The following is a 19,066-nucleotide window of genomic DNA, read 5'->3' as shown; positions in this document are numbered from 1 at the left end:
GACCCGATCAACTGCTGCCCCCCACCCCCGCATAAACCCCCGGCCGCCCCACCCGTAGCCAAACCCCCCACCCGACCCCCGCCCCCGCCGCGACCAGGATGAGCCCCGGCAGGACCCACCGCAGCGGATTGCCCGGTGAAACCCCCAGCTGGACGCTGAAGTTGGTGAGGGCGAGCCAGAAGATGACGGCGAGGGCGGCGCCCGAGAGGACGGGCGCGATCAGCCGGTGCCAGAGGGGTTCGCCCAGCTCGGGCCGGCGCGCGAAGTACGCGACGACCGACACCGACGTGGCGAACAGGAGCAGGATCACGCCGAGCGCGCCGAGGTTGGTGAGCCAGGTGAAGACGTCGGCGACGGGGTCACGCCCGGCCAGGGCGAAGACGCCGATGACGACGGCGGTGACCCCGGTCTGCAGCAACGAACCCCGGTGCGGCGAGGCGTGCCGCCGGTGCAGGACCCCGAGCCCGCGGGGCAGCACACCTTCCCGCCCGAGCGAACGCACGTACCGCGCGACCGCGTTGTGGAAGGAGAGCAGCGCCGCGAGCAGGCTGGTGATCAGGAAGAACTGGGCGAAGTCCGAGAACGCCGCACCCAGGCTCGCGTCGCTGAGCGAGAACATCATCCCCGGCCCCTGCTCGGCCGCGACCCGCGTCGCCCGCCCCGTCCCCGCGCCCGTCACCATCGCCCAGGCCGTGGCGGCGTAGAAGACGCCGATGAGCCCGACGGCGATGTACGTGGCGCGCGCCACGGTCCGGCGCGGATCCCGGCACTCCTCGCTGTACAGCGCGCCGGACTCGAAGCCCATGTACGCCGCGAACACGCAGCACAGCGCGACACCGAGCGCGCCGTCCGTGGCGGCGCCCCAGGTGAGCGGCGCGGTCGAGACGCCTTCGGGGGCGTGGGCGAACTGGCCGATGTCGAAGACGAGCACCGCGCCGAACTCCAGGACGAGCAGGACGGCGAGGACGCGCACACCCACGTCGACACGGCGGTAGCCGAGCGCCCCGACGACCGCCGTACACGCGAGTACGAGAACCCACCAGCGAATCTCCACCCCCGTCCGGGCGTCGATGAACTCGGCGGTGGTGGCGCCGAAGAGGCCGGCGATGCCGATCTGCATGGCGTTGTACGAGAGCAGCGCGACGAAGGCCGCGCCGACTCCCGGTATGCGGCCGAGGCCGCGCGCGGTGTACGCGTAGAACGCACCGGCGCCCGTGATGTGGCGGCTCATGGCCGCGTACCCGGAGCTGAAGAGCGCGAGTACGACGGCCACGAGGAGGTAGAGAAGTGGTATCCCGAGGATGCCGGTGATGCCGAGGGACTGCGGGACACCTCCGGCGGCCACGGTGAGCGGCGCGGACGCGGCGATCACGACGAAGACGATGCCCGCGACGCCGATGCGGCGTTCGGGGACGGTGGTGGAGACGGGCGTGGTGGGGGAGTCGAGGGCGGCCATGCCGAACTCCGGGGGGAGGAGGGCGCGTTTACTCGGGACGCGTTATCGTTTGAGCCCGTACGAAATTCGAGTGGCGCCGATGGTACGGAGGCGTATGCACCACGGCAAGAAGTACGGCAAGAGGAGGGCACGGACGTGACGGGCGATCGCACCATCCACGAGACCGAGAAGGCGGTCAGGGCCAAGCTCGGCGGCACCCCCGTCGCGTACGAGCAGATGGCCGCGGTCTCGAACATCTACCGGGCGGCCGCGGCGGTCCGGCAGCACTTCGAGAACTCCGTGCTGCGCGGCGCGGAACTGACGTGGACGTCGTTCGTCGTGCTCTATGTGGTCTGGATCTGGGGCGAGATGGAGACGCGGTACGTCGCCGAGGAGGCCGGCATCTCCAAGGGCACGCTGACGGGCGTGGCCCGCACGCTCATGGGCCGGGGCCTGCTCGAACGCCGCGGGCACCCCGAGGACGGCAGGCTCGTCCTGCTCAGCCTCACGGACGAGGGCGAGCGCCTGATGGGTGAGGTCTTCCCCGCCTTCAACGCGGAGGAGGCGTTCGTCACGGAGGGGCTGACGGACGAGGAGTGCGAGACGCTCGCGGACCTCCTCCGCAAGATCGTCGTACGGACGGAGGAAAAGGGCGACGACCGCAGGCAAACCCTCCTGAACGGCGCGCCCCCGACCCCCCGCCGAAGCGGCCGCAAACCCAGACCAGCCGCCTGACAGCCACGCCCCTACGCCGGCCCGGACTGCCGCCCCCCCCGGCCAACTGACCCGCGCGTTCCGCCCCCGGTGGCGGCCGCAAACCGTCGCCACCCGTCAGCCGCCCCGCGCGCGCCCCCCAAGAAAACACAAAACCGCGGCAGTCCAGACCGCCGCCACCCGTCAGTCGACGCGCTGTCGTCTCGCCGCCCCCGCCGCCCCCGCCGCCCCCGCCGCGCGCGCGACGCAGCCCAGACCGCGCCCCCCACCCCCTCAACCGACCCGCGCCCCCCGCGCACCCCGCTCCCCCCAAACCCCCGCCGCCCCGACCAGCCCCCCGAACAACCCCTGCTGCCCCGCGTCCGTCGCCGCCGTGTCCTCCGGGTGCCACTGCACGGCCGCGAACCACCCCCTGGCGCCCCGCAGTTCGAGGGCCTCGATCGTTCCGTCGGACGCCCATGCGGAGGGGGTGAGTCCCCGGCCCGGGAGTTCCACGCACTGGTGGTGGTAGCAGGACACGTCCGCCCGCGTGGCACCCAGCGCCCCCGCCACCACCGACCCCGCCGCCACCCGCACCCCGTGCACCTTGTGTCGGTGCTCCGTCGTCGGGCCGCCCATGTCCTGCCGGAGCGTGCCGCCGAGCGCGACGTTGACCACCTGCATGCCCCGGCAGACCGCCAGCGTCGGAAGTCCGCGCGACAGTGCGCAGCGGGCGAGCGCGAGGTCGAACTCGTCCTGTGCGTCGTCGACGTCGTACACGGAGGAGTGCACCCCGCCCCCGCCCCCGGACCCGGCCCCGCCCCCGGTCTCCGCATCAGCTTCGGCCGCGTACCGCCACGGTGCGACGTCCCCGCCGCCCGGGAGCAGCAGCCCGGCGCAGCGCGCGAGCCGTTCGGCCGCCTCGTCCGGCGGGCCGGGATGCATCATGAACGGCTCGCCGCCCGCGCGGAACACCGCGTCGGCGAGGGCGCGTGCCGTGACGACGGCGGCGTAGCGCAGAGCGGAGGTCGTGGCGGCGTACCGCTGGGGGAGGGCGATGAGGGGGCGGACGTGCGCGGGCCGGGGCATCGGCATGGCAGCTGACTTCCGGAAGCAGGCCTATCGTTTGAGGTCAAACAATATCTCAACACCGCACCGCCCACGAGGGGTTGACCCCACCCCGGGCCCTCCCTAATGTTGTTTGGGTTCAAACGAACTGGAGGATCGGAGGTAGAGATGGCTCCCCCCGCCCCCACACCCCCGGGGCCCCCGCCGCACACCGCGACCATCGCCACCGTGCCCGTGGACACCCGTCACTGGATAGCCGGCACCCGAGTCACCTCCCCCGCCACCTTCACCGACCACTCACCCATCGACGGCGCCCCGCTCGCCGAGATCGCCCGCGGCACCGCCACCGAGGCCAGCGCCGCCGTCGCCGCCGCCGCTGCCGCCTTCCCCGGCTGGGCCGCCACGCCCCCGGCCGAACGCGCCGCGCTGCTGCACGCCGTCGCCGACGGTGTCGAAGCCCGCGCCGAAGAGCTCGCCGCCGTCGAGACCGCCGACAACGGCGCCCTCCTCCGCTCGCACCGCCGCGGCGTCCTGCCCCGCGTCGCCCACAACTTCCGCTACTTCGCCGACCGCCTCCTCGCCCTCTCCCACGCCGACTTCGACACCCGCGGCCACACCAACCACGTGAGCTGGGACCCTACGGGCCCCGCCGTCCTCATCACGCCGTGGAACGCCCCGCTGATGCTGTCCAGCTGGAAGATCGCCCCGGCGCTCGCCGCGGGCTCCACCGTCGTGCTGAAGCCCGCCGAATGGACCCCGCTCACCGCATCGCTCCTCGCGGACATCACGCACGAGGCGGGGCTGCCGCCGGGGGTGTTCAACGTCGTGCAGGGGTACGGCGACGAGGCCGGCGCACCCCTCACCGCCCACCCCGACGTGCGCCGCATCAGCTTCACCGGCTCCGTGCCCACCGCCCACCGCATCGCCGAGGCCGCCGCGGCACACCTGATCCCGTGCAGCTTCGAGCTCGGCGGCAAGTCGCCGCTGCTCGTCCTCGCCGACGCCGACCTGGACCTGGCCGCCGACCTCGCCGTGGAGCAGTACGACAACGCGGGCCAGATCTGCCTCGCCGCCACCCGCATCCTCGTCGAGGAGTCCGTGCGCGACGCCTTCCTCGGACGCTTCCTCGACCGCGTGGCCAAGCTGGTCCAGGGGGACCCGCGCGACGAGGCCACGGACATCGGGCCCAGCATCCACCCCCGGCACGTGGAACGCGTCGACGGATTCGTGCGCCGTGCACTGGCCGCGGGCGCCACAGCCCTCATCGGCGGCGCCCCCGCCACCGGGCTGTCCGACGCATCGGGCGGAAACTACTACCTCCCCACCCTCCTCACCGACGTGGACCAGGACTCCGAGATCGTCCAGGAAGAGGTCTTCGGACCCGTCCTCACCCTCCAGACCTTCCCCGACGGCGACGACGACGAGGCGGTCCGCCTCGCCAACGGCACCCGTTTCGGGCTCGCCGCCACCCTCGTCGCCGGGAACCGCGAGCGCGCCGCACGGATCGGCGCGCGGCTCGTCGCGGGCACGGTCTGGGTCAACTGCTTCTACGTACGCGACCTCTCCGCGCCCTTCGGCGGCTCACGCCGCTCCGGCATCGGGCGCGAGGGCGGCGACTGGTCCTTCGACTTCTACTGCGACCTGAAGAACACGGTGACGGCGCCGAAGGGGTGGTCGGACCATGAGTGACACTCCCCGCGCGTCGGCCGGCGGCGAGATCGTCGGAGCGGGCCTCCTCGCCCACGTCCCCACCATCGTGCTGCCCGAGCCCACTCGCAAAGAGCTCAACGAGGGCCGCGAGATCAGCCTCGTCCCCGGCCTGCGCAAACTGCGCGCCGACGTGTTCGAGACGCTCGACTACGACACCGTCGTCGTCCTCGACTCGCACTGGGCGACCACCGTCGAGTTCGTCATCTCCGCACACCCGCGCCGCGCCGGACTCTTCACTTCCGAAGAGCTGCCGCGCGGCATGTGCCGCATGCCGTACGACTACCCGGGCGACCCCGAACTCGCCCACTCCGTCGCCCGGTTCGCCGAGAAACACGGCACCTGGATCACCCCGATCGACGACCCCTTCCTGCCCGTGTACTACGCCACCATCAACCTGTGGACGTACCTGGGCCACGGCCTCCCCGCAAAGAAGTGGGTCTCGATCGGGGTCTGCCAGACCGGTGACGCCGAGGACCACCTGCGGCTCGGCCGGGCGCTCGCCGACGGCGTCGCAGCGCTCCCCGGACGCAGGGTCCTGCTCATCGCGTCCGGCGCCCTCTCGCACACGTTCTGGCCGCTGCGCGAACTCCGCGCCCACGAGTCGAGCGACCCCGCCCACATCCGTACACCCGAGGCGCGCGCGGCCGACCACGCACGGATCGCATGGCTGGAGCGCGGCGACCACGCGCAAGTCCTGCGCACCATGCCGGAGTTCCTCACCCACAAGCCGGAAGCACGGTTCGGGCACTACCTCATGATGATCGGCGCCCTGGGCGAGGAACGCTGCACCGCCCCCGGCCGCGCCTACAGCGCGTACGAGAACTCCATCGGCACGGGCCAGATGCACCTGTGGTTCGACCGCCCGGCCACCGGCTGGACCGGCGAGGCCCCTGAAGCGGAGGCGACGGCATGAGGGGGAGCGGATCGAGGACGACGACCACGACCGAGTACCGCCGTGTCCTGCTCGACGGGTCCGCCGTCCAGGTCGTGCGGGAGGGCGACGAACTGATCGCCGCGGACGGCCGCCGCGTCAAGGCGTCGGAGGCCCACCACCTTCCGCCCGTACGCCCGTCCAAGGTGATCGCGGTCCACCTCAACCACCGCAGCCGAGTGGAGGAGTTCGGAGCCACGCTCCCCCCGGCCCCCACCTACTTCCACAAGCCGGTCTCCGCCCTCAACAGCCACGGCGGCGCCGTCGTACGCCCCGAAGGCTGCAAGTACCTCAACTACGAGGGCGAGATCGGCATCGTCATCGGCCGCACCTGCCGCAACGTGGCGCCGGACGAGGCCGGCGCGTACATCGCGGGCTTCACCGTCGCCAACGACTACGGCCTGCACGACTTCCGCGACACCGACGCCGGCTCGATGCTCCGCGTCAAGGGCTCCGACACGCTCTGCCCGCTCGGCCCGGGCCTGGTCACGGGCTGGGACTTCCACGGAAAACACCTCCGTACGTACGTCAACGGCGAACTCGCACAGGACGGTTCGACCGACGAAATGCAGTGGGACATGCACTACCTCGTCGCCGACATCGCCCGCACGATCACTCTGGAACCGGGCGACGTCCTGCTCTCCGGCACACCCGCGGGCTCCCGCCCGGTCCATCCCGGCGACATCGTCGAGGTCGAGGCGGAGGGCCTGGGACGCCTCACCAACCACATCGTCGCCGGCCCGACGGCGATCCGCCCCGATGTCGGCGCCCAGCCCACGGAGTCCGAGGAGGTCCTGTCCACGGCGCTGGGCGGCGACTGGGAGTTCCGAGGCATCAGACCACCCCGCCGCTGAGCGGTCCGCAGGTCCGCACGTCCGCATCAAAATGACGACACCATAGGGGAGTTGATCAGCTACATGAGGGTGATAGTCGACCTGGACGTCTGCCAGGATCACGGGCAGTGCGTCTTCGCCGCGCCGGACATCTTCCGGCTCGACGAGGAGGGCCGCCTCGCGTACGTGGACTCGCCCGACGCGGCGCTGCGCGCCGACGCCGAGGACGCGGCCGACGTATGCCCGCTGCAGGCCATCCGGGTCGAGGGCTGAGGCGTCATGGAGCGGACCGGGCGGACCGGGATCGCCGTCGTCGGGGCGTCGCTCGGCGGCCTGCGCGCGGCGGAACAACTCCGTGCCGCGGGCTGGCACGGCCCGATCACCCTCTTCGGCGACGAGCCCCACCTCCCTTACAACCGCCCGCCGCTGTCCAAGGCGGTTCTCGCGGGCCACGCGCTCGCGGCGGGCACGGAACTGCGCAGGCGTCCGAGCGTCGAGGACGTCGAGTGGCGACTGGGAGCGGCGGTATCAGCCGCGGACCTCATGACGCACACACTCACACTGACCGACGGATCGGTCCACATGTACGAGGGTCTGGTGGCCGCGACGGGGGTGCGGCCACGCAGACTCCCGATGCCCGGGGGCCCGCCCCGGCACGTCGTCCGCACGCTGGAGGACTCGGCGGCCCTGGCCGCCGGACTGGCGGCGGGCGCCCGGGTGTTAGTGATCGGATCGGGTTTCATCGGCTGCGAGGTGGCGGCCACCGCGCGCACGGCGGGGTGCGTGGTGACCGTCGTGGCGCCGGAGACGGAACCGATGGTGCTGGCGCTCGGTCCGCATCTGGCGCGGGCGCTGCGGCGCCGCCACGAGGCGAGGGGAGTACGTTTCCACATGGGCCGCCTGGCGACGGAACTCACCCCAGAGGGCTGCGTCCTGGACGACGGCACGGAATTACGGGCGGACCTGCTGGTCGAAGCGATCGGCTCGCTCCCCAACACGGAGTGGCTGGCGGCGACGCCGGGCCTCGACCTGACCGACGGCATCCTCTGCGACGCCCATCTGCGCATCGGCGGCATCCCGCACGCGGTGGCGGTCGGCGACGTGGCCCGCTTCCCGAACCCGCGCTACGGCCCCGTGCCGCGCCGGGTGGAACACTGGTCGGTCCCCGGCGACACGGCCCGCCACGCGGCCCGCACGCTGGTGGCGACTCTGACCGGCACGCCCCGCGACCCCGCGCCCTGCGCACCCCTTCCCTCCTTCTGGAGCGACCAGTACACCCTGCGCCTCCAGTCGTTCGGCCAGCCCGCGCTGGCGGACCGCAGCGAACTCCTGGAGGGCGACCCGACCGCCCCGGAAGGCGACCTCCTGTACGCCTACTACCAGGGCCCCCGCCTCATCGGCGTAGCCGCCCTGGGCGGCCCCACGGCAACCGCCGCGGCGGCCCGCCACCGCCCCCACCTCATGACGCTGCCGGAGCCGGTGACCTGACCCGGCACAGGTATGCGGAAGGGGCGGCATCCCCGCACACGGGCGCCGCCCCTTCAACGTCCTCCACCGATTCATCGGTCGACCGAATATCGCGAATTCGACTTCGAAGCGGAAAGTCTTCCTTCTTGAACTCTGGAACAGGGTTCAGTGCCACGCTTCCGACAGGCGCCGCGTAATGACCGAGCTGAAAATGCGCACGCCGCGCGTCGAGCCGGGATTGATGCCGGTGAGTTCCCGCACCCGGCGGAGGCGATAGTCCAGGGTGCGGGGGTGGACGTTGAGAGCTGCCGCCGTGGCGCCGCGGTGCATGTCGTGGCGGTAGTACGCGTCAAGCGTGACGACGAGGTCCGGACCGGGCTGCAGACGCCGGCCCACGGCGCGGAGCCACGCGTCGACGGACGGCGTGTCGGCCACGGCGAGTTCCACGAACACGTCCGACATGGTGTACGGCCGCAGCCGGGCGGACGCCGGTCGCAGCGGCGCCGCCCTGCTGATCCGCCGGGCCAGGTCGAGGGCGTCGGCGATCTCGGACAGCGATGAGGTGGCGGTGCCGGCGGCGCAGGGGCGGCCCAGGGCCTGGGCGAAGTCGCGTACGAGATCGGATACCGGGTCACTGGCCCCCGGGGGCGCTGGAGCCGCCGGAGGCGCCGGGGGCGCTGGAGCCGCCGGGGGCGCCGGGGGTGCGGCGGGGCGCAAGGGAATCACGGCGATCAGCTCGCCACTCCGGCTGCCCCTGCTGCCCCCGCTGCCCTTCCCCGGCCACCACGTGACCGGCGCCCGGTGGGTCTTCACCAGCGCCTCGATCTCGCTCTCCAGGTCACGATCGCCGACGGGCCGGTCCGGCACCCGGATCACCGCCACCGCGCAGCGTTCGGGCAGTTCCATGCCCAGGGCCGAGGCGAGTTCCGCCGCTATGGGGTCCCCTTTGAGCAGCGACCTGGCCAGCAGGGCAGCCTGCTCGACGTACGGCAGACGGTGTCGCAGCGCCGCCGCGAAGCCCTGACTGTAGGCACGGATACCGCGTTCTCCCTGAGGGGCGAACCAGTGCATCATCCGCATGAGTTCGCCGACTCCGACTCCGGCGCCGCGCTGCGCCTCGGTCGCTTCGTTGATCTCGCGCAGCATGAGCGAGGTGTGCAGTCGCAGGACCCGTTGCCGCGCGTCCAGCGACATCCCCGCCGCGGCCCGCGACTCGCCGATCGCCGCGATGTAGCCGAGGCCGTCATCGCTCAGTTCGGCGTTGTCAGGGGAGAGTTCGACCGTACGGCGTCGCAACCACAGCGCGTGCTCCAGCGTCTCGCCCCGCGCCCGGGAGTTCGTGTCCAGGAACCCGAACTCCGCGATCTCACGCGCGTACGCCTCGACCTCCCGGCGCGCGTTGGCCGAAGCCTGCCGGGCCAACTCGGCGAAAAGGCTGCCCATGGGCGCGAGCATGCCATTCCGGTCGGAGAAGCCCACAGGGGAAATCCAGACGGCATTCATCACTCTGCGCACATCGGAGACGACCACGTCTGGGGCGCTTTGTCACAGTGCGCAAAATCCCTTGATCGAGGCATGCCCATCGCCAGTTCTCCTTGTGGGGGGCGCTGCGGACCGGCCTTAATTGGCATCGGTCCGTAAATCTCGCATCTGCGCGCCACTCAATGGTGATTGCTCAATCGGGAGGGAAACACCGATGAAAGCAGGAACGAGAAAGAGAATCGCGGCGGCGGCAGCCGTCATGGTCACGTCGACAGCACTCATGCTGAGTGCGCCCGGCAGCGGCTCGGCCGCTCCCGCCGCCGTTCCCAGCCTCCGCGCGTTCGGGATCACGGGTGACGGCACCCAGATGGCCACGTTCACCACCGACCGGCCGAACGTGCTCGACTGGGTCAGGGACATCGTCGGCCTCAATGGCGACACCGCTCTGATCGGCATCGACTTCCGGGTGCAGAACGGCCTGATGTACGGCGTCGGCGACAAGGGCGGCATCTACACGATCAAGACCCCGCCGGCCACCCCGGACGTCGAGATCACCAAGGTGTCCCAGCTCCAGTACGCGCTGCACGGGACGAACTTCGGCGTCGACTTCAACCCCGCCGCAGACCGGCTGCGCGTGATCAGCGACACCGGCCAGAACCTCCGGCACAACCTCAACGACCACACGACCGTCCAGGACCTGAACCTCACGACCCCGCCGACCGAGGGCACGACCAAGGGCGTCTCCGCCGCCGCCTACACGAACAACGACCTCAACGGTGCCACCGGGACCACGCTGTTCGACATCAACACGGCAGGCGACCAGGTCGTCATCCAGTCGCCGGCCAACAACGGCACGCTGGCGCCGACCGGCAGCCTCGGCATCGACGCGCAGACCAACGCGGGCCTGGACATCTTCAGCAGTCCGTCGGGCGGCAAGACGGTCAGCAACACCGCCTTCGCCACGCTCACCGCCTCCGGCGCCACCAGGCCCTCCCTCTACAGCGTCAACCTCTTCACCGGCGAGGCCACACTCGTCTCCGACGCCCTCAAATCCAGGTTCCCCCTAAACATCACAGACCTGGCCATCACCCTCACCGGCAGCTAGGCCCCTCCCACAGACCACTTGCTCGCCGCGGCCCGGCCACTCCCGGGCCGCGGCTGGCCCCACCGCTGATCGCTGCCGTGGCCCGTTCAGGACACGATGAGTCGGCTGGTGAAGCCATCACGGATGAGGGATTCGTACGCGGCATGCACGTCCTCCGGGACCTCCTGCTCGATGGCGAACCCGAGCTTCGGATACTCGATCACGCGCTGGAGATCGCCGACAAGCATGTCCACCACCAGCTTGTCGTCGCCGATGCTCTTGAGGTAGTCGTCGAATTCCAGAGGCTCCGATCGCGACATCGACGGGGCGGGCCTCGTGGTGCATCTGGTGGTGGTCCCAGATCGATTTCGCCCGATGCCTATGCTCTTCGGTGATGGTCTTGTGGTTGTCACTCACGCGTTGATCTCCCTCATCACCGTTGCCGGCGCGCTACTGGCCCCTCACTGCCGACCTTGACGCTCGCGTCACTGCGCAGAAACAGGAGGTGACGCGGCCAGAAGTGTTGGCACACTAGTGCTCGGACGCATCGCACGTGCGCCTGTGGGGGGACATATGGCCGATCGATCCTGGCAGCTCAAGCAGGCGGACACACTGCTCGGAACACTCACGCTCGATGAGATTGACCAGCCGTGGTTCCGCTGCCACTTCATTGGAACGCCAGCGTGGGACGAAGTTCGCCCCATCCTTGAAGAGTGGACACAGTCGATAGAGGCAGAGGAGCCCGACCCGCCTCGGGTTGAACAGGCCATGAGAGCCGTGGACGGCCTGCACCTGTCCTTGGTGCCGACCGGGGGCGGCGAGCCGATCGTTGACTTCCTGATCCACGTGAGAGGGGCGCAAGCGAGCTTCCGCTACTAGTCCTTCACTGAAGCCGGACCGGCTCACCAGCTTGGACGTGGCTGAACCGTCGTCACTCAGCAGGCGCCCCCTTGCCCCGTTCGCGGTACGTCGCACGTCGGTGCCGATCGCGTCACGGCTTCCAGGCCGCATCGAACCTGAAGGAAACAACCGTGCCACCGAAGCGGCTGGGGCCTGCGCTCCAGTCGTCGGACAGCGCATCGACCAGCAGCAGCCCCCGCCCATGCGCATCATCCGCGTCAGGGTCGCGTCGCCGAACGCCGGCCGGAAGCCCCGGGTTGTGCACGTCGACCCGCAGGGATTCCCCCGCCCGCCACCATTCGACGCGCACTCTCCAGGACTCCTCCGCCCGCCCGTGAAGGACGGCGTTCGTCACCAGCTCCGAGAGCATCAGGACGCAGTCGTCGATCGAGCACGCCAGGTTGTACGAAGCGGTGAACACCCGGAACTCCCGCCGCGCCCGGGGCACGGACTCAGGCACGGGCCGGAGAGTCACACCCCCGAGCAGGGAGCCCTCGTCCAGTCCACCACGCGGATCCGCTGCCATCAGCACCACTACTCCCTATCGGCGCCCCCGCGGCCGAGACAGCGGCGGACGAACCGCTGCCACCGGCCTCACTGCGACGCCATCCGATGAAGTGGACTTAGCCACTTAGTGGATAGTAGCATTGGCCACTAGCGGTCACAAGCGGTTCCCGTCGAATGGCGCGACTCTCTAACCGATCGGGTACCCCTGCTCGAACGCCCAACGGCCCGGCGGATAGGTGGCCTCGGCGAACTCCAAGGGGCGATCCCGCACGTCATAGACCACGTGATGGACAACCAAGACAGCTGAACCGGAGTCGAGTTCGAGTTCCCTGACTTCGCCCTCCGTCGCCAGCCGAGCGCACATTCGATCCTCTGCGTAGCTCCCTTGACGGCGCGTCATGCTCTCGACGTACATGAGCGTGCCTTCCTCGATCCGCTCAGGATCAAGGAGCTTGGGTGCGCACTCGCTCACGTCGTCACTGAACCACGAGGTGGAGATCGCGATCGGACCGGACGCATCCTTGGTCACCCGGCGACGATGAACGGCATGGGCGCCGGGCGCCAGTCTCAGCGCCTCGGCCACATAGGCAGGCGCCTCCAGCCGCCCAGCTGAGGTGATCACCGCATACTCACCCGGCGTGTAGATCTTGCCGGTCTGCCTCGCGCGCCCGTAGAGCTCCCTGGCTCGACGGTTGACGGCCAAGCCGCGCACGTAAGTCCCCGATCCCTGCCGTTTCTCGACCAGCCCTTGCTGGCTCAACACCTCCAGCGAACGCGCCGCCGTCGGACGTGACACCGCCCAGTCGACGGCGAGTTGGCGTTCGGACGGAACCTCGTCGCCGGCCTTCAAGTCGCCCCGGAGGATCTGATCGCGGATGTGGTGCGCGATCTGCAGGTACTTGGGCTGGGCCTCTTCGATCTGCGGCATCGGGTCTCCCGTTCCCTAAGTGGCTATGGCCAGTGGCCACTATAAGATGAGTGGCCGGCACCGGAACCCCCTACGCTGACGTGGATGACGCGCCTGATCGTGGCAGCCGGAGGAGGGGGCGACGCCGTCGCCGCCGCAGTACTGGACGCGGCCCTCTACGGGGGCAGCGGAGAACCAGCGGTGATCCTCACGTACGCGTGGGACCGACTGCTCGTCGACCCACTACCAGGGCCGCGAGGGCCGGACAGCTTCACGGGGTTGGCCCCTCTCACGCGAGGCGTGTGGACGGTCCCGGCGTCTGCGAGGCCCATCGCGCCGGCAGGTTCCACGCTCCCCCGGTTGGCGAGCGAACTCCCGCACACCTTTGCTCTGCTCGACCCGCGGCACGGTGCCGCGGGCATCACGCACCAACTCGACGCACTCGTCCGTCACCTGCGCCCCAAGTCCATCGACCTCCTGGACGTCGGCGGCGACATCCTCGCCAAAGGTGACGAGCCCACACTCCGAAGCCCCCTCGCAGATGCCCTCACCTTGGCGTCGTGTTACCAACTCGACCGCTCTATAAGGCTATTGATTGCCGGTCCGGGACTGGACGGCGAGATCCCGGCCGTTGACCTGGCCGACCGCATGGGCCCACCGATCCTGACGCTCACGGCGGACCACATCGAACCGATCAGCGCAGTACTGGAATGGCACCCCTCCGAGGCCACGGGCATGCTGGCCGCCACAGCCCGAGGAGCCCGCGGCCTGTGTGAAGTAAGAGACGCGGGCCTACCGGTCCCACTGACCGACCAGAGCCCCGGCCTCCATGAAGCGGACCTACACCAGGCGTTGCAACGGAACGAGTTGGCTCGCGCCCTCCTCCCAACGGAAACCCTCGGCCAGGCGGAGCAGCGCAGCCGAGCGATCTGCGGATACTCGGAAATCGACTACGAACGCAACAAGGCGAACTGGCTCAACAGCCAGCCGAACCGGAAGCCCGACCCCACCCGCACGCTCCACTGCCTCGACGAGTTCCAGGAAGAAGCCCGCCACCGCGGCATCACACACACAACCTTCCGCAGAATCACCGAAGCTCTCGGTATCGTCGGCAAACAACGGCAAACTCTCCGGAAGTTGCTCATCAGCCACCGACCGAACCAGTACGAAGCGCCTCTCTGGCGCATCTCACCTGGCGCCTGAGTTACGACGCATGTTGCGGGGCGAGATGTCGTGGGGTGGCGGATGCCGTCGATGCGGGCTGTTCTGGAGACGCGGCACAAAGCTGCAGCCGGGCAGGTGAACTAGCTCAAAGCCGAGCTGGGAGGAAGCCTGTCGGGCCGCCCTGGGCGGTTCCCCACCGGCAGTAGGCGCAGACAGCGTGTTGGTCACCACTGAAGCTGGGGACGGCGGCACCACCGGTCGAGGCGAGTAAGTTGACACCGTGGACGATGAAGAGATCACCCTCAGACTCACCCGCGATCAAGCCTTCGTGTTGTCGGACTGGCTCTACCAAGTCTTGTTCCGGTCTGACGACCTTGAGGGGATCGTGCACGACCGAGCCGTCTGGTCTCCGATCTATGCAATCTCCGGAACACTGGACAAGACGCTGAGTGAGATTTTCATGCCTGACTACAGCCCGCGCCTGGAAGCGGCCAAGGATCGTCTCCGCGCTGATCTGTACGGCGGAGCCGACGAGTCGACGACACCGGGCCGGGACGCGACCGACGCACCACAAGCGCACCAGAGGGAGCGGGGAACCGCGGGGAACCACGGTGAAGGCGACCAAGGGTCATGAGATCCGATGCCAGGTGGACGCCCAGGTCAGCAGCCTCACCCGCCCGGAGTGACCGCAGCTTCCCAACCTGATGTCCCACCAGGCGGTGGTCGATCACATGAGGCACCCCCAAAGGAAGAAGCGGCGCCCCCGCACAGGGCGCCGCCTCTTCATCGCGAACCGGGACCGCCGCCGCATCGGTACTGAGGGTCGGGGACACGGCGGCGGTCCCGGGGTCTGGTTACCGGTGGGGTTACCGGTGGTCGCTGCCCGTGGAGTGGGACGCGGCGCGGCCGGCCTCCAGGCGGGCCACCGGGATGCGGAACGGGGAGCAGGAGACGTAGTCCAGGCCCACCTCGTGGAAGAAGTGGACGGACTCCGGGTCGCCGCCGTGCTCGCCGCAGACGCCGAGCTTGAGGTCGGGGCGGGTGGCCCGGCCCGCCGCCACCGCGTCGCGGACCAGCTTGCCGACGCCGTCCTTGTCGATCGTCTCGAACGGGGAGACCCCGAAGATGCCCTTCTCCAGGTACGCCGTGAAGAACGAGGCCTCCACGTCGTCGCGGGAGAAGCCCCAGACCGTCTGGGTGAGGTCGTTCGTGCCGAAGGAGAAGAACTCGGCCGCCTCCGCGATCTGGTCCGCGGTGAGCGCGGCGCGCGGGAGTTCGATCATCGTGCCGAGCGCCAGCTTCAGGTCGACGCCGGTCGTCTCGACGACCTCCGCGATGACCTGCTCGGCCTCCTCGCGGACGATCTCCAGCTCCTGCACCGTGCCGACGAGCGGAATCATGATCTCCGCGCGCGGGTCGCCCTTGGCGGTCTTGCGCTCGGCCGCGGCCTCGGCGATCGCACGGACCTGCATGGTGAAGAGACCAGGGATGACCAACCCCAACCGCACACCCCGAAGCCCCAGCATCGGGTTCTGCTCGTGCAGGCGGTGGACGGCCTGGAGCAGGCGCAGGTCGTTCTCGTTGGCGTCCTTGCGGGACTCGGCGAGCGCGACGCGGACCGAGAGCTCCGTGATGTCGGGGAGGAACTCGTGCAGCGGCGGGTCGAGGAGGCGGACCGTGACCGGGAGGCCGTCCATCGCCTCGAAGAGCTCCACGAAGTCCCGCTTCTGGAGCGGGAGGAGTTCCTTCAGGGCGTCCTCGCGCTCGCCGTCCGCGTCCGCGAGGATCAGCCGCTCCACCATCTCGCGGCGCTCACCGAGGAACATGTGCTCGGTGCGGCACAGGCCGATGCCCTGGGCGCCGAAGCGGCGGGCGCGGAGCGCGTCCTCCGCGTTGTCCGCGTTGGCGCGGACGCGCAGGCGACGTACCCGGTCCGCGTACGCCATGATCCGGTGCACCGCCGCGACCAGCTCGTCCGCGTCGTCGGCGCCCGCGTGCATGCGGCCCTCGAAGTACTCCACGACGGGGGAGGGGACCACGGGCACCTCGCCCAGGTAGACCTTGCCCGTCGAGCCGTCGATGGAGACGACGTCGCCCTCCTCGACGACGGTCTCGCCCACCGTCATCCGGCGGCGCTTCGTGTCGACCTCCAGGTCCTCCGCGCCGCACACACAGGTCTTGCCCATGCCGCGCGCCACGACGGCGGCGTGCGAGGTCTTGCCGCCGCGCGAGGTCAGGATGCCCTCGGCCGCGATCATGCCGTCGAGGTCGTCGGGGTTGGTCTCGCGGCGGATCAGGATGACCTTCTCGCCCGAACGCGACCACTTGATCGCGGTGTACGAGTCGAAGACGGCCTTGCCGACCGCGGCACCGGGTGACGCGGCGATGCCGCGGCCCAGCTGCTCGACCGACGCGCTCTCGTCGAAGCGGGGGAACATGAGCTGCGCGAGCTGGGCGCCGTTGACGCGCTGCAGCGCCTCGGCCTCGTCGATCAGGCCCTGGTCCACGAGCTGCGTGGCGATGCGGAACGCGGCGCCGGCGGTGCGCTTGCCGACGCGGGTCTGCAGCATCCACAGCTGGCCGCGCTCAATGGTGAACTCGATGTCGCACAGGTCCTTGTAGTGCGTCTCGAGGGTCTCCATGATCTGCATGAGCTGGTCGTACGACTTCTTGTCGATCTGCTCCAGATCGGCGAGCGGGACCGTGTTGCGGATGCCCGCGACGACGTCCTCGCCCTGCGCGTTCTGCAGGTAGTCGCCGTACACGCCCTGGTGGCCCGAGGCCGGGTCGCGGGTGAACGCGACGCCCGTGCCGGAGTCGGGGCCGAGGTTGCCGAAGACCATCGAGCAGATGTTGACGGCCGTGCCGAGGTCGCCGGGGATGCGCTCCTGGCGGCGGTAGAGCTTGGCGCGGTCGGTGTTCCACGACTCGAAGACCGAACGGATCGCGAGGTCCATCTGCTCGCGCGGGTCCTGCGGGAAGTCCCGCCCGGCCTCCGTCTTGACGATCTTCTTGAACTTCGTGACCAGCTTCTTCAGGTCGGCGGCCTCGAGGTCGGTGTCGACCGCGACCTTCTTGGTCTCCTTGGCCTTCTCCAGGGCGTCCTCGAAGAGTTCGCCGTCGACGCCGAGGACGGTCTTGCCGAACATCTGGATGAGCCGGCGGTAGGAGTCCCACGCGAAGCGGTCGTCGCCGGACTGCTTGGCGAGGCCCGTCACCGACTTGTCGGAGAGGCCGATGTTCAGGACCGTGTCCATCATGCCGGGCATCGAGAACTTCGCGCCGGAGCGGACCGAGACGAGCAGCGGGTCGTCGGACTGGCCGAGCTTCTTGCCCATCTTCTTCTCGAGGGCGTCGAGGTGCGCACTCACCTCGTCCCGCAGCTCGACGGGCTCCTCGCCGCTGTCGAGGTACGTCTTGCAGGCCTCGGTGGTGATCGTGAAGCCCGGAGGGACGGGCAGCCCGAGATTGGTCATCTCGGCGAGGTTCGCGCCCTTCCCGCCGAGAAGGTCCTTGAGGTCCTTGTTGCCCTCGGTGAAGTCGTAGACGAACTTCACGCTCTCGCTCGTGTGAGCTACGTGGGGATCTTTGTTTTCCGACACGGGTCTCGACTCCTCGAGAGCTCGGTGGCTGCCCTGACGGCGAGGAACATACCCAGATCGAAGGCACCTGGGTACGTCCACTTGTGCGTCATGCGGCCGTAACCACCCGTCCGCCGCTAGATCGAAAGTGACTGAGCGGTAGCCGAGATCCCGATCGTCCGTTCAAGCTTTGAACGCGCACCCCGCTCAGAACCCACTAAACGCTCAGATGAGCGGGCTGAACTCAGATGTGAGTACACCTCATGAATGATCGAGCGGTGGCACTGAGTGCCACCCCTTGGAGAAGTGCAGCCGCCCGGAAGTCGCTCATCTGAGCGCAAGACCTATCAAGGGTGGCGAGAATCACGCTGTTCGCGGCGGCCGGATGTCAGCATCCGGACCCCGGTCTCAGTCGTCGATCCCCGACCTCTCCACCCCCGCCACGATCCACCGCTGGAAGAACAGGAAGACCACCAGCAGCGGCACGATCGACACCGCCGCCGCTATGAACAGCACGTGCAGGCGGATGACCTGGGACGTCGTGAACGTGGCCAGGGCGACCTGGACCGTCCACGCCTCGCGGTCCTGGCCGATGACCAGGGGCCACAGGAAGGAGTTCCACGCGCCGATGAACACGATCGTGCCGACCGCGGCGAAGACGGGGCGGGAGTTCGGGACGACGACGCGCCAGTACGTACGCCAGTGGCCCAGGCCGTCGACCCGCGCCGCGTCCTCCAGCTCCCGCGGGAAGCCCAGGAAGTACTGGCGGAAGATGAAGCACGCGAAGGCCGAGAAGAGGGTGGGGACGATCAGGCCGCGCAGGGTCGAGACCCAGCCGAGGGACGAGACCAGGACGAAGCTCGGGACGAAGGTGACGGCCGCCGGGACCATCATCGTGCCGAGGATGGCGTAGAAGACGTGGTCGGCGTAGCGGTAGGGGATGCGGGCCAGGCCGTAGCCCGCGAGGGAGGCGAGGAGCAGGGTGCCGAGTGTGGTCGCGATCGCGATCAGCGAGGAGTTGAGCAGGGCCCGCGCCATCGGGACCGTCGGGTCGTCGAAGAGCTCGGAGATGTTCGACCAGTGCAGCGTGGCCGGGAAGAACGTCCAGTCGGGGGACGTGATGTCGTCCTCGGACGCCAGGCCGTTGCGTACCAGAAGGTAGAAGGGGATCAGGAAGAGGAGCGCCAGGGCGATGAGGAGGACGACGCGCAGGGCACGGCCCGCTCTGACCAGGGCGTCGTCCGTGGATCTGGTGCGGGGTGCCGTCGCGGGACGTCGACGTTTCACGGGTGCGGTCATGTCGG

17 protein-coding genes and 1 pseudogene are annotated in these 19,066 nt (G+C 69.6%); 10 read left to right on the top strand and 8 right to left on the bottom strand.

Annotated elements, in window-relative coordinates; translation table 11 throughout:
* Positions 1-7 precede the first annotated feature (7 nt).
* Positions 8-1,456, bottom strand: a complete 1,449-nt coding sequence (locus DEJ49_RS11225; RefSeq protein ID WP_150184007.1) for an APC family permease — start codon at positions 1,454-1,456, stop codon at positions 8-10.
* A 135-nt stretch (positions 1,457-1,591) separates the two neighbouring features.
* Between DEJ49_RS11225 and DEJ49_RS11220 the strand changes: the two genes are divergently transcribed.
* A complete protein-coding gene (locus DEJ49_RS11220) occupies positions 1,592-2,170 on the top strand; it encodes a MarR family winged helix-turn-helix transcriptional regulator (RefSeq protein WP_150184006.1) in 579 nt (192 codons plus the stop codon).
* Between the two features lie 252 nt (positions 2,171-2,422).
* Here the strand turns inward: DEJ49_RS11220 and DEJ49_RS11215 are convergent, their stop codons facing one another.
* Positions 2,423-3,223, bottom strand: coding sequence for a gamma-glutamyl-gamma-aminobutyrate hydrolase family protein (locus DEJ49_RS11215; RefSeq protein WP_223832795.1), 801 nt, complete (start codon positions 3,221-3,223; stop codon positions 2,423-2,425).
* A 141-nt stretch (positions 3,224-3,364) separates the two neighbouring features.
* On the opposite strand from DEJ49_RS11215, the gene DEJ49_RS11210 reads away from it, so the two are divergent.
* The 5 genes from DEJ49_RS11210 to DEJ49_RS11190 all read left to right on the top strand — a co-directional run bounded on the left by DEJ49_RS11210 (position 3,365) and on the right by DEJ49_RS11190 (position 8,158).
* Positions 3,365-4,885: an aldehyde dehydrogenase gene (locus tag DEJ49_RS11210; RefSeq protein ID WP_150184005.1), complete on the top strand. Its 1,521-nt coding sequence runs from the start codon at positions 3,365-3,367 to the stop codon at positions 4,883-4,885.
* Positions 4,878-5,819 (top strand): 3,4-dihydroxyphenylacetate 2,3-dioxygenase, encoded by a 942-nt coding sequence (locus tag DEJ49_RS11205; protein WP_150184004.1) that lies wholly within the window; start codon positions 4,878-4,880, stop codon positions 5,817-5,819. Before DEJ49_RS11210 ends, DEJ49_RS11205 begins: the two co-directional genes overlap by 8 nt.
* Positions 5,816-6,691 (top strand): fumarylacetoacetate hydrolase family protein, encoded by an 876-nt coding sequence (locus DEJ49_RS11200; RefSeq protein WP_150184003.1) that lies wholly within the window; start codon positions 5,816-5,818, stop codon positions 6,689-6,691. Before DEJ49_RS11205 ends, DEJ49_RS11200 begins: the two co-directional genes overlap by 4 nt.
* 63 nt (positions 6,692-6,754) lie before the next feature.
* Entirely contained in the window at positions 6,755-6,943 is a 189-nt protein-coding gene (locus DEJ49_RS11195) for a ferredoxin (RefSeq protein WP_150184002.1), read from the top strand.
* Positions 6,944-6,949: 6 nt separating this feature from the next.
* A complete protein-coding gene (locus DEJ49_RS11190; RefSeq protein ID WP_150184001.1) occupies positions 6,950-8,158 on the top strand; it encodes an NAD(P)/FAD-dependent oxidoreductase in 1,209 nt (402 codons plus the stop codon).
* A gap of 144 nt (positions 8,159-8,302) precedes the next feature.
* On the opposite strand, the gene DEJ49_RS11185 is transcribed toward DEJ49_RS11190, so the two are convergent.
* On the bottom strand, positions 8,303-9,580 hold the full coding sequence (locus tag DEJ49_RS11185; protein WP_190329320.1) for a PucR family transcriptional regulator: 1,278 nt from the start codon (positions 9,578-9,580) through the stop codon (positions 8,303-8,305).
* Between the two features lie 298 nt (positions 9,581-9,878).
* Here DEJ49_RS11185 and DEJ49_RS11180 point away from each other — a divergent pair, with 298 nt between their 5' ends.
* On the top strand, positions 9,879-10,724 hold the full coding sequence (locus DEJ49_RS11180) for a DUF4394 domain-containing protein (protein WP_190329591.1): 846 nt from the start codon (positions 9,879-9,881) through the stop codon (positions 10,722-10,724).
* Between the two features lie 86 nt (positions 10,725-10,810).
* Here the strand turns inward: DEJ49_RS11180 and DEJ49_RS11175 are convergent.
* A pseudogene (locus DEJ49_RS11175) lies at positions 10,811-11,014 on the bottom strand (YdcF family protein); the annotation flags it as partial.
* A gap of 262 nt (positions 11,015-11,276) precedes the next feature.
* Between DEJ49_RS11175 and DEJ49_RS11170 the strand changes: the two are divergent.
* Positions 11,277-11,582 (top strand): hypothetical protein, encoded by a 306-nt coding sequence (locus tag DEJ49_RS11170; protein ID WP_150183997.1) that lies wholly within the window; start codon positions 11,277-11,279, stop codon positions 11,580-11,582.
* Between the two features lie 112 nt (positions 11,583-11,694).
* Here DEJ49_RS11170 and DEJ49_RS11165 read toward each other — a convergent pair whose 3' ends face one another.
* Positions 11,695-12,129 carry an ATP-binding protein gene (locus tag DEJ49_RS11165; protein ID WP_150183996.1) on the bottom strand — a complete coding sequence of 145 codons (435 nt, stop codon included), beginning with the start codon at positions 12,127-12,129 and terminating at the stop codon, positions 11,695-11,697.
* Between the two features lie 168 nt (positions 12,130-12,297).
* The gene (locus tag DEJ49_RS11160; protein ID WP_150183995.1) at positions 12,298-13,038 is read right to left on the bottom strand and encodes a GntR family transcriptional regulator; all 741 of its coding nucleotides are present in this window, start codon (positions 13,036-13,038) and stop codon (positions 12,298-12,300) included.
* Positions 13,039-13,122: 84 nt separating this feature from the next.
* On the opposite strand from DEJ49_RS11160, the gene DEJ49_RS11155 reads away from it, so the two are divergent.
* Together DEJ49_RS11155 and DEJ49_RS11150 are read left to right on the top strand one after the other, a co-directional pair.
* The gene (locus DEJ49_RS11155) at positions 13,123-14,220 is read left to right on the top strand and encodes a DUF1152 domain-containing protein (RefSeq protein ID WP_150183994.1); all 1,098 of its coding nucleotides are present in this window, start codon (positions 13,123-13,125) and stop codon (positions 14,218-14,220) included.
* Between the two features lie 241 nt (positions 14,221-14,461).
* Positions 14,462-14,815, top strand: coding sequence for a hypothetical protein (locus DEJ49_RS11150; RefSeq protein WP_150183993.1), 354 nt, complete (start codon positions 14,462-14,464; stop codon positions 14,813-14,815).
* 232 nt (positions 14,816-15,047) lie between these two features.
* Here DEJ49_RS11150 and ppdK read toward each other — a convergent pair whose 3' ends face one another.
* Together ppdK and DEJ49_RS11140 are read right to left on the bottom strand one after the other, a co-directional pair.
* On the bottom strand, positions 15,048-17,783 hold the full coding sequence (gene ppdK, locus DEJ49_RS11145) for a pyruvate, phosphate dikinase (protein WP_150183992.1): 2,736 nt from the start codon (positions 17,781-17,783) through the stop codon (positions 15,048-15,050).
* Between the two features lie 387 nt (positions 17,784-18,170).
* The gene (locus tag DEJ49_RS11140) at positions 18,171-19,061 is read right to left on the bottom strand and encodes a carbohydrate ABC transporter permease (RefSeq protein WP_150183991.1); all 891 of its coding nucleotides are present in this window, start codon (positions 19,059-19,061) and stop codon (positions 18,171-18,173) included.
* Positions 19,062-19,066: the final 5 nt, after the last annotated feature.

This window comes from Streptomyces venezuelae, from assembly GCF_008642335.1.
GTDB classification, from domain to species: Bacteria; Actinomycetota; Actinomycetes; order Streptomycetales; family Streptomycetaceae; genus Streptomyces; species Streptomyces venezuelae_F.
This window is presented reverse-complemented; position numbering and strand designations above follow the sequence as displayed.

Coding starts and splice junctions, on each gene's coding strand:
- DEJ49_RS11185 (WP_190329320.1), bottom strand. CDS start 9,580: ATGGGCAGCCTTTTCGCCGAGTTGGCCCGGCAGGCTTCGGCCAACGCG.
- DEJ49_RS11225 (WP_150184007.1), bottom strand. CDS start 1,456: ATGGCCGCCCTCGACTCCCCCACCACGCCCGTCTCCACCACCGTCCCC.
- DEJ49_RS11215 (WP_223832795.1), bottom strand. CDS start 3,223: ATGCCGATGCCCCGGCCCGCGCACGTCCGCCCCCTCATCGCCCTCCCC.
- DEJ49_RS11205 (WP_150184004.1), top strand. CDS start 4,878: ATGAGTGACACTCCCCGCGCGTCGGCCGGCGGCGAGATCGTCGGAGCG.
- DEJ49_RS11200 (WP_150184003.1), top strand. CDS start 5,816: ATGAGGGGGAGCGGATCGAGGACGACGACCACGACCGAGTACCGCCGT.
- DEJ49_RS11180 (WP_190329591.1), top strand. CDS start 9,879: ATGGTCACGTCGACAGCACTCATGCTGAGTGCGCCCGGCAGCGGCTCG.
- DEJ49_RS11160 (WP_150183995.1), bottom strand. CDS start 13,038: ATGCCGCAGATCGAAGAGGCCCAGCCCAAGTACCTGCAGATCGCGCAC.
- DEJ49_RS11190 (WP_150184001.1), top strand. CDS start 6,950: ATGGAGCGGACCGGGCGGACCGGGATCGCCGTCGTCGGGGCGTCGCTC.
- DEJ49_RS11140 (WP_150183991.1), bottom strand. CDS start 19,061: ATGACCGCACCCGTGAAACGTCGACGTCCCGCGACGGCACCCCGCACC.
- DEJ49_RS11155 (WP_150183994.1), top strand. CDS start 13,123: ATGACGCGCCTGATCGTGGCAGCCGGAGGAGGGGGCGACGCCGTCGCC.
- DEJ49_RS11195 (WP_150184002.1), top strand. CDS start 6,755: ATGAGGGTGATAGTCGACCTGGACGTCTGCCAGGATCACGGGCAGTGC.
- DEJ49_RS11170 (WP_150183997.1), top strand. CDS start 11,277: ATGGCCGATCGATCCTGGCAGCTCAAGCAGGCGGACACACTGCTCGGA.
- DEJ49_RS11165 (WP_150183996.1), bottom strand. CDS start 12,129: ATGGCAGCGGATCCGCGTGGTGGACTGGACGAGGGCTCCCTGCTCGGG.
- DEJ49_RS11210 (WP_150184005.1), top strand. CDS start 3,365: ATGGCTCCCCCCGCCCCCACACCCCCGGGGCCCCCGCCGCACACCGCG.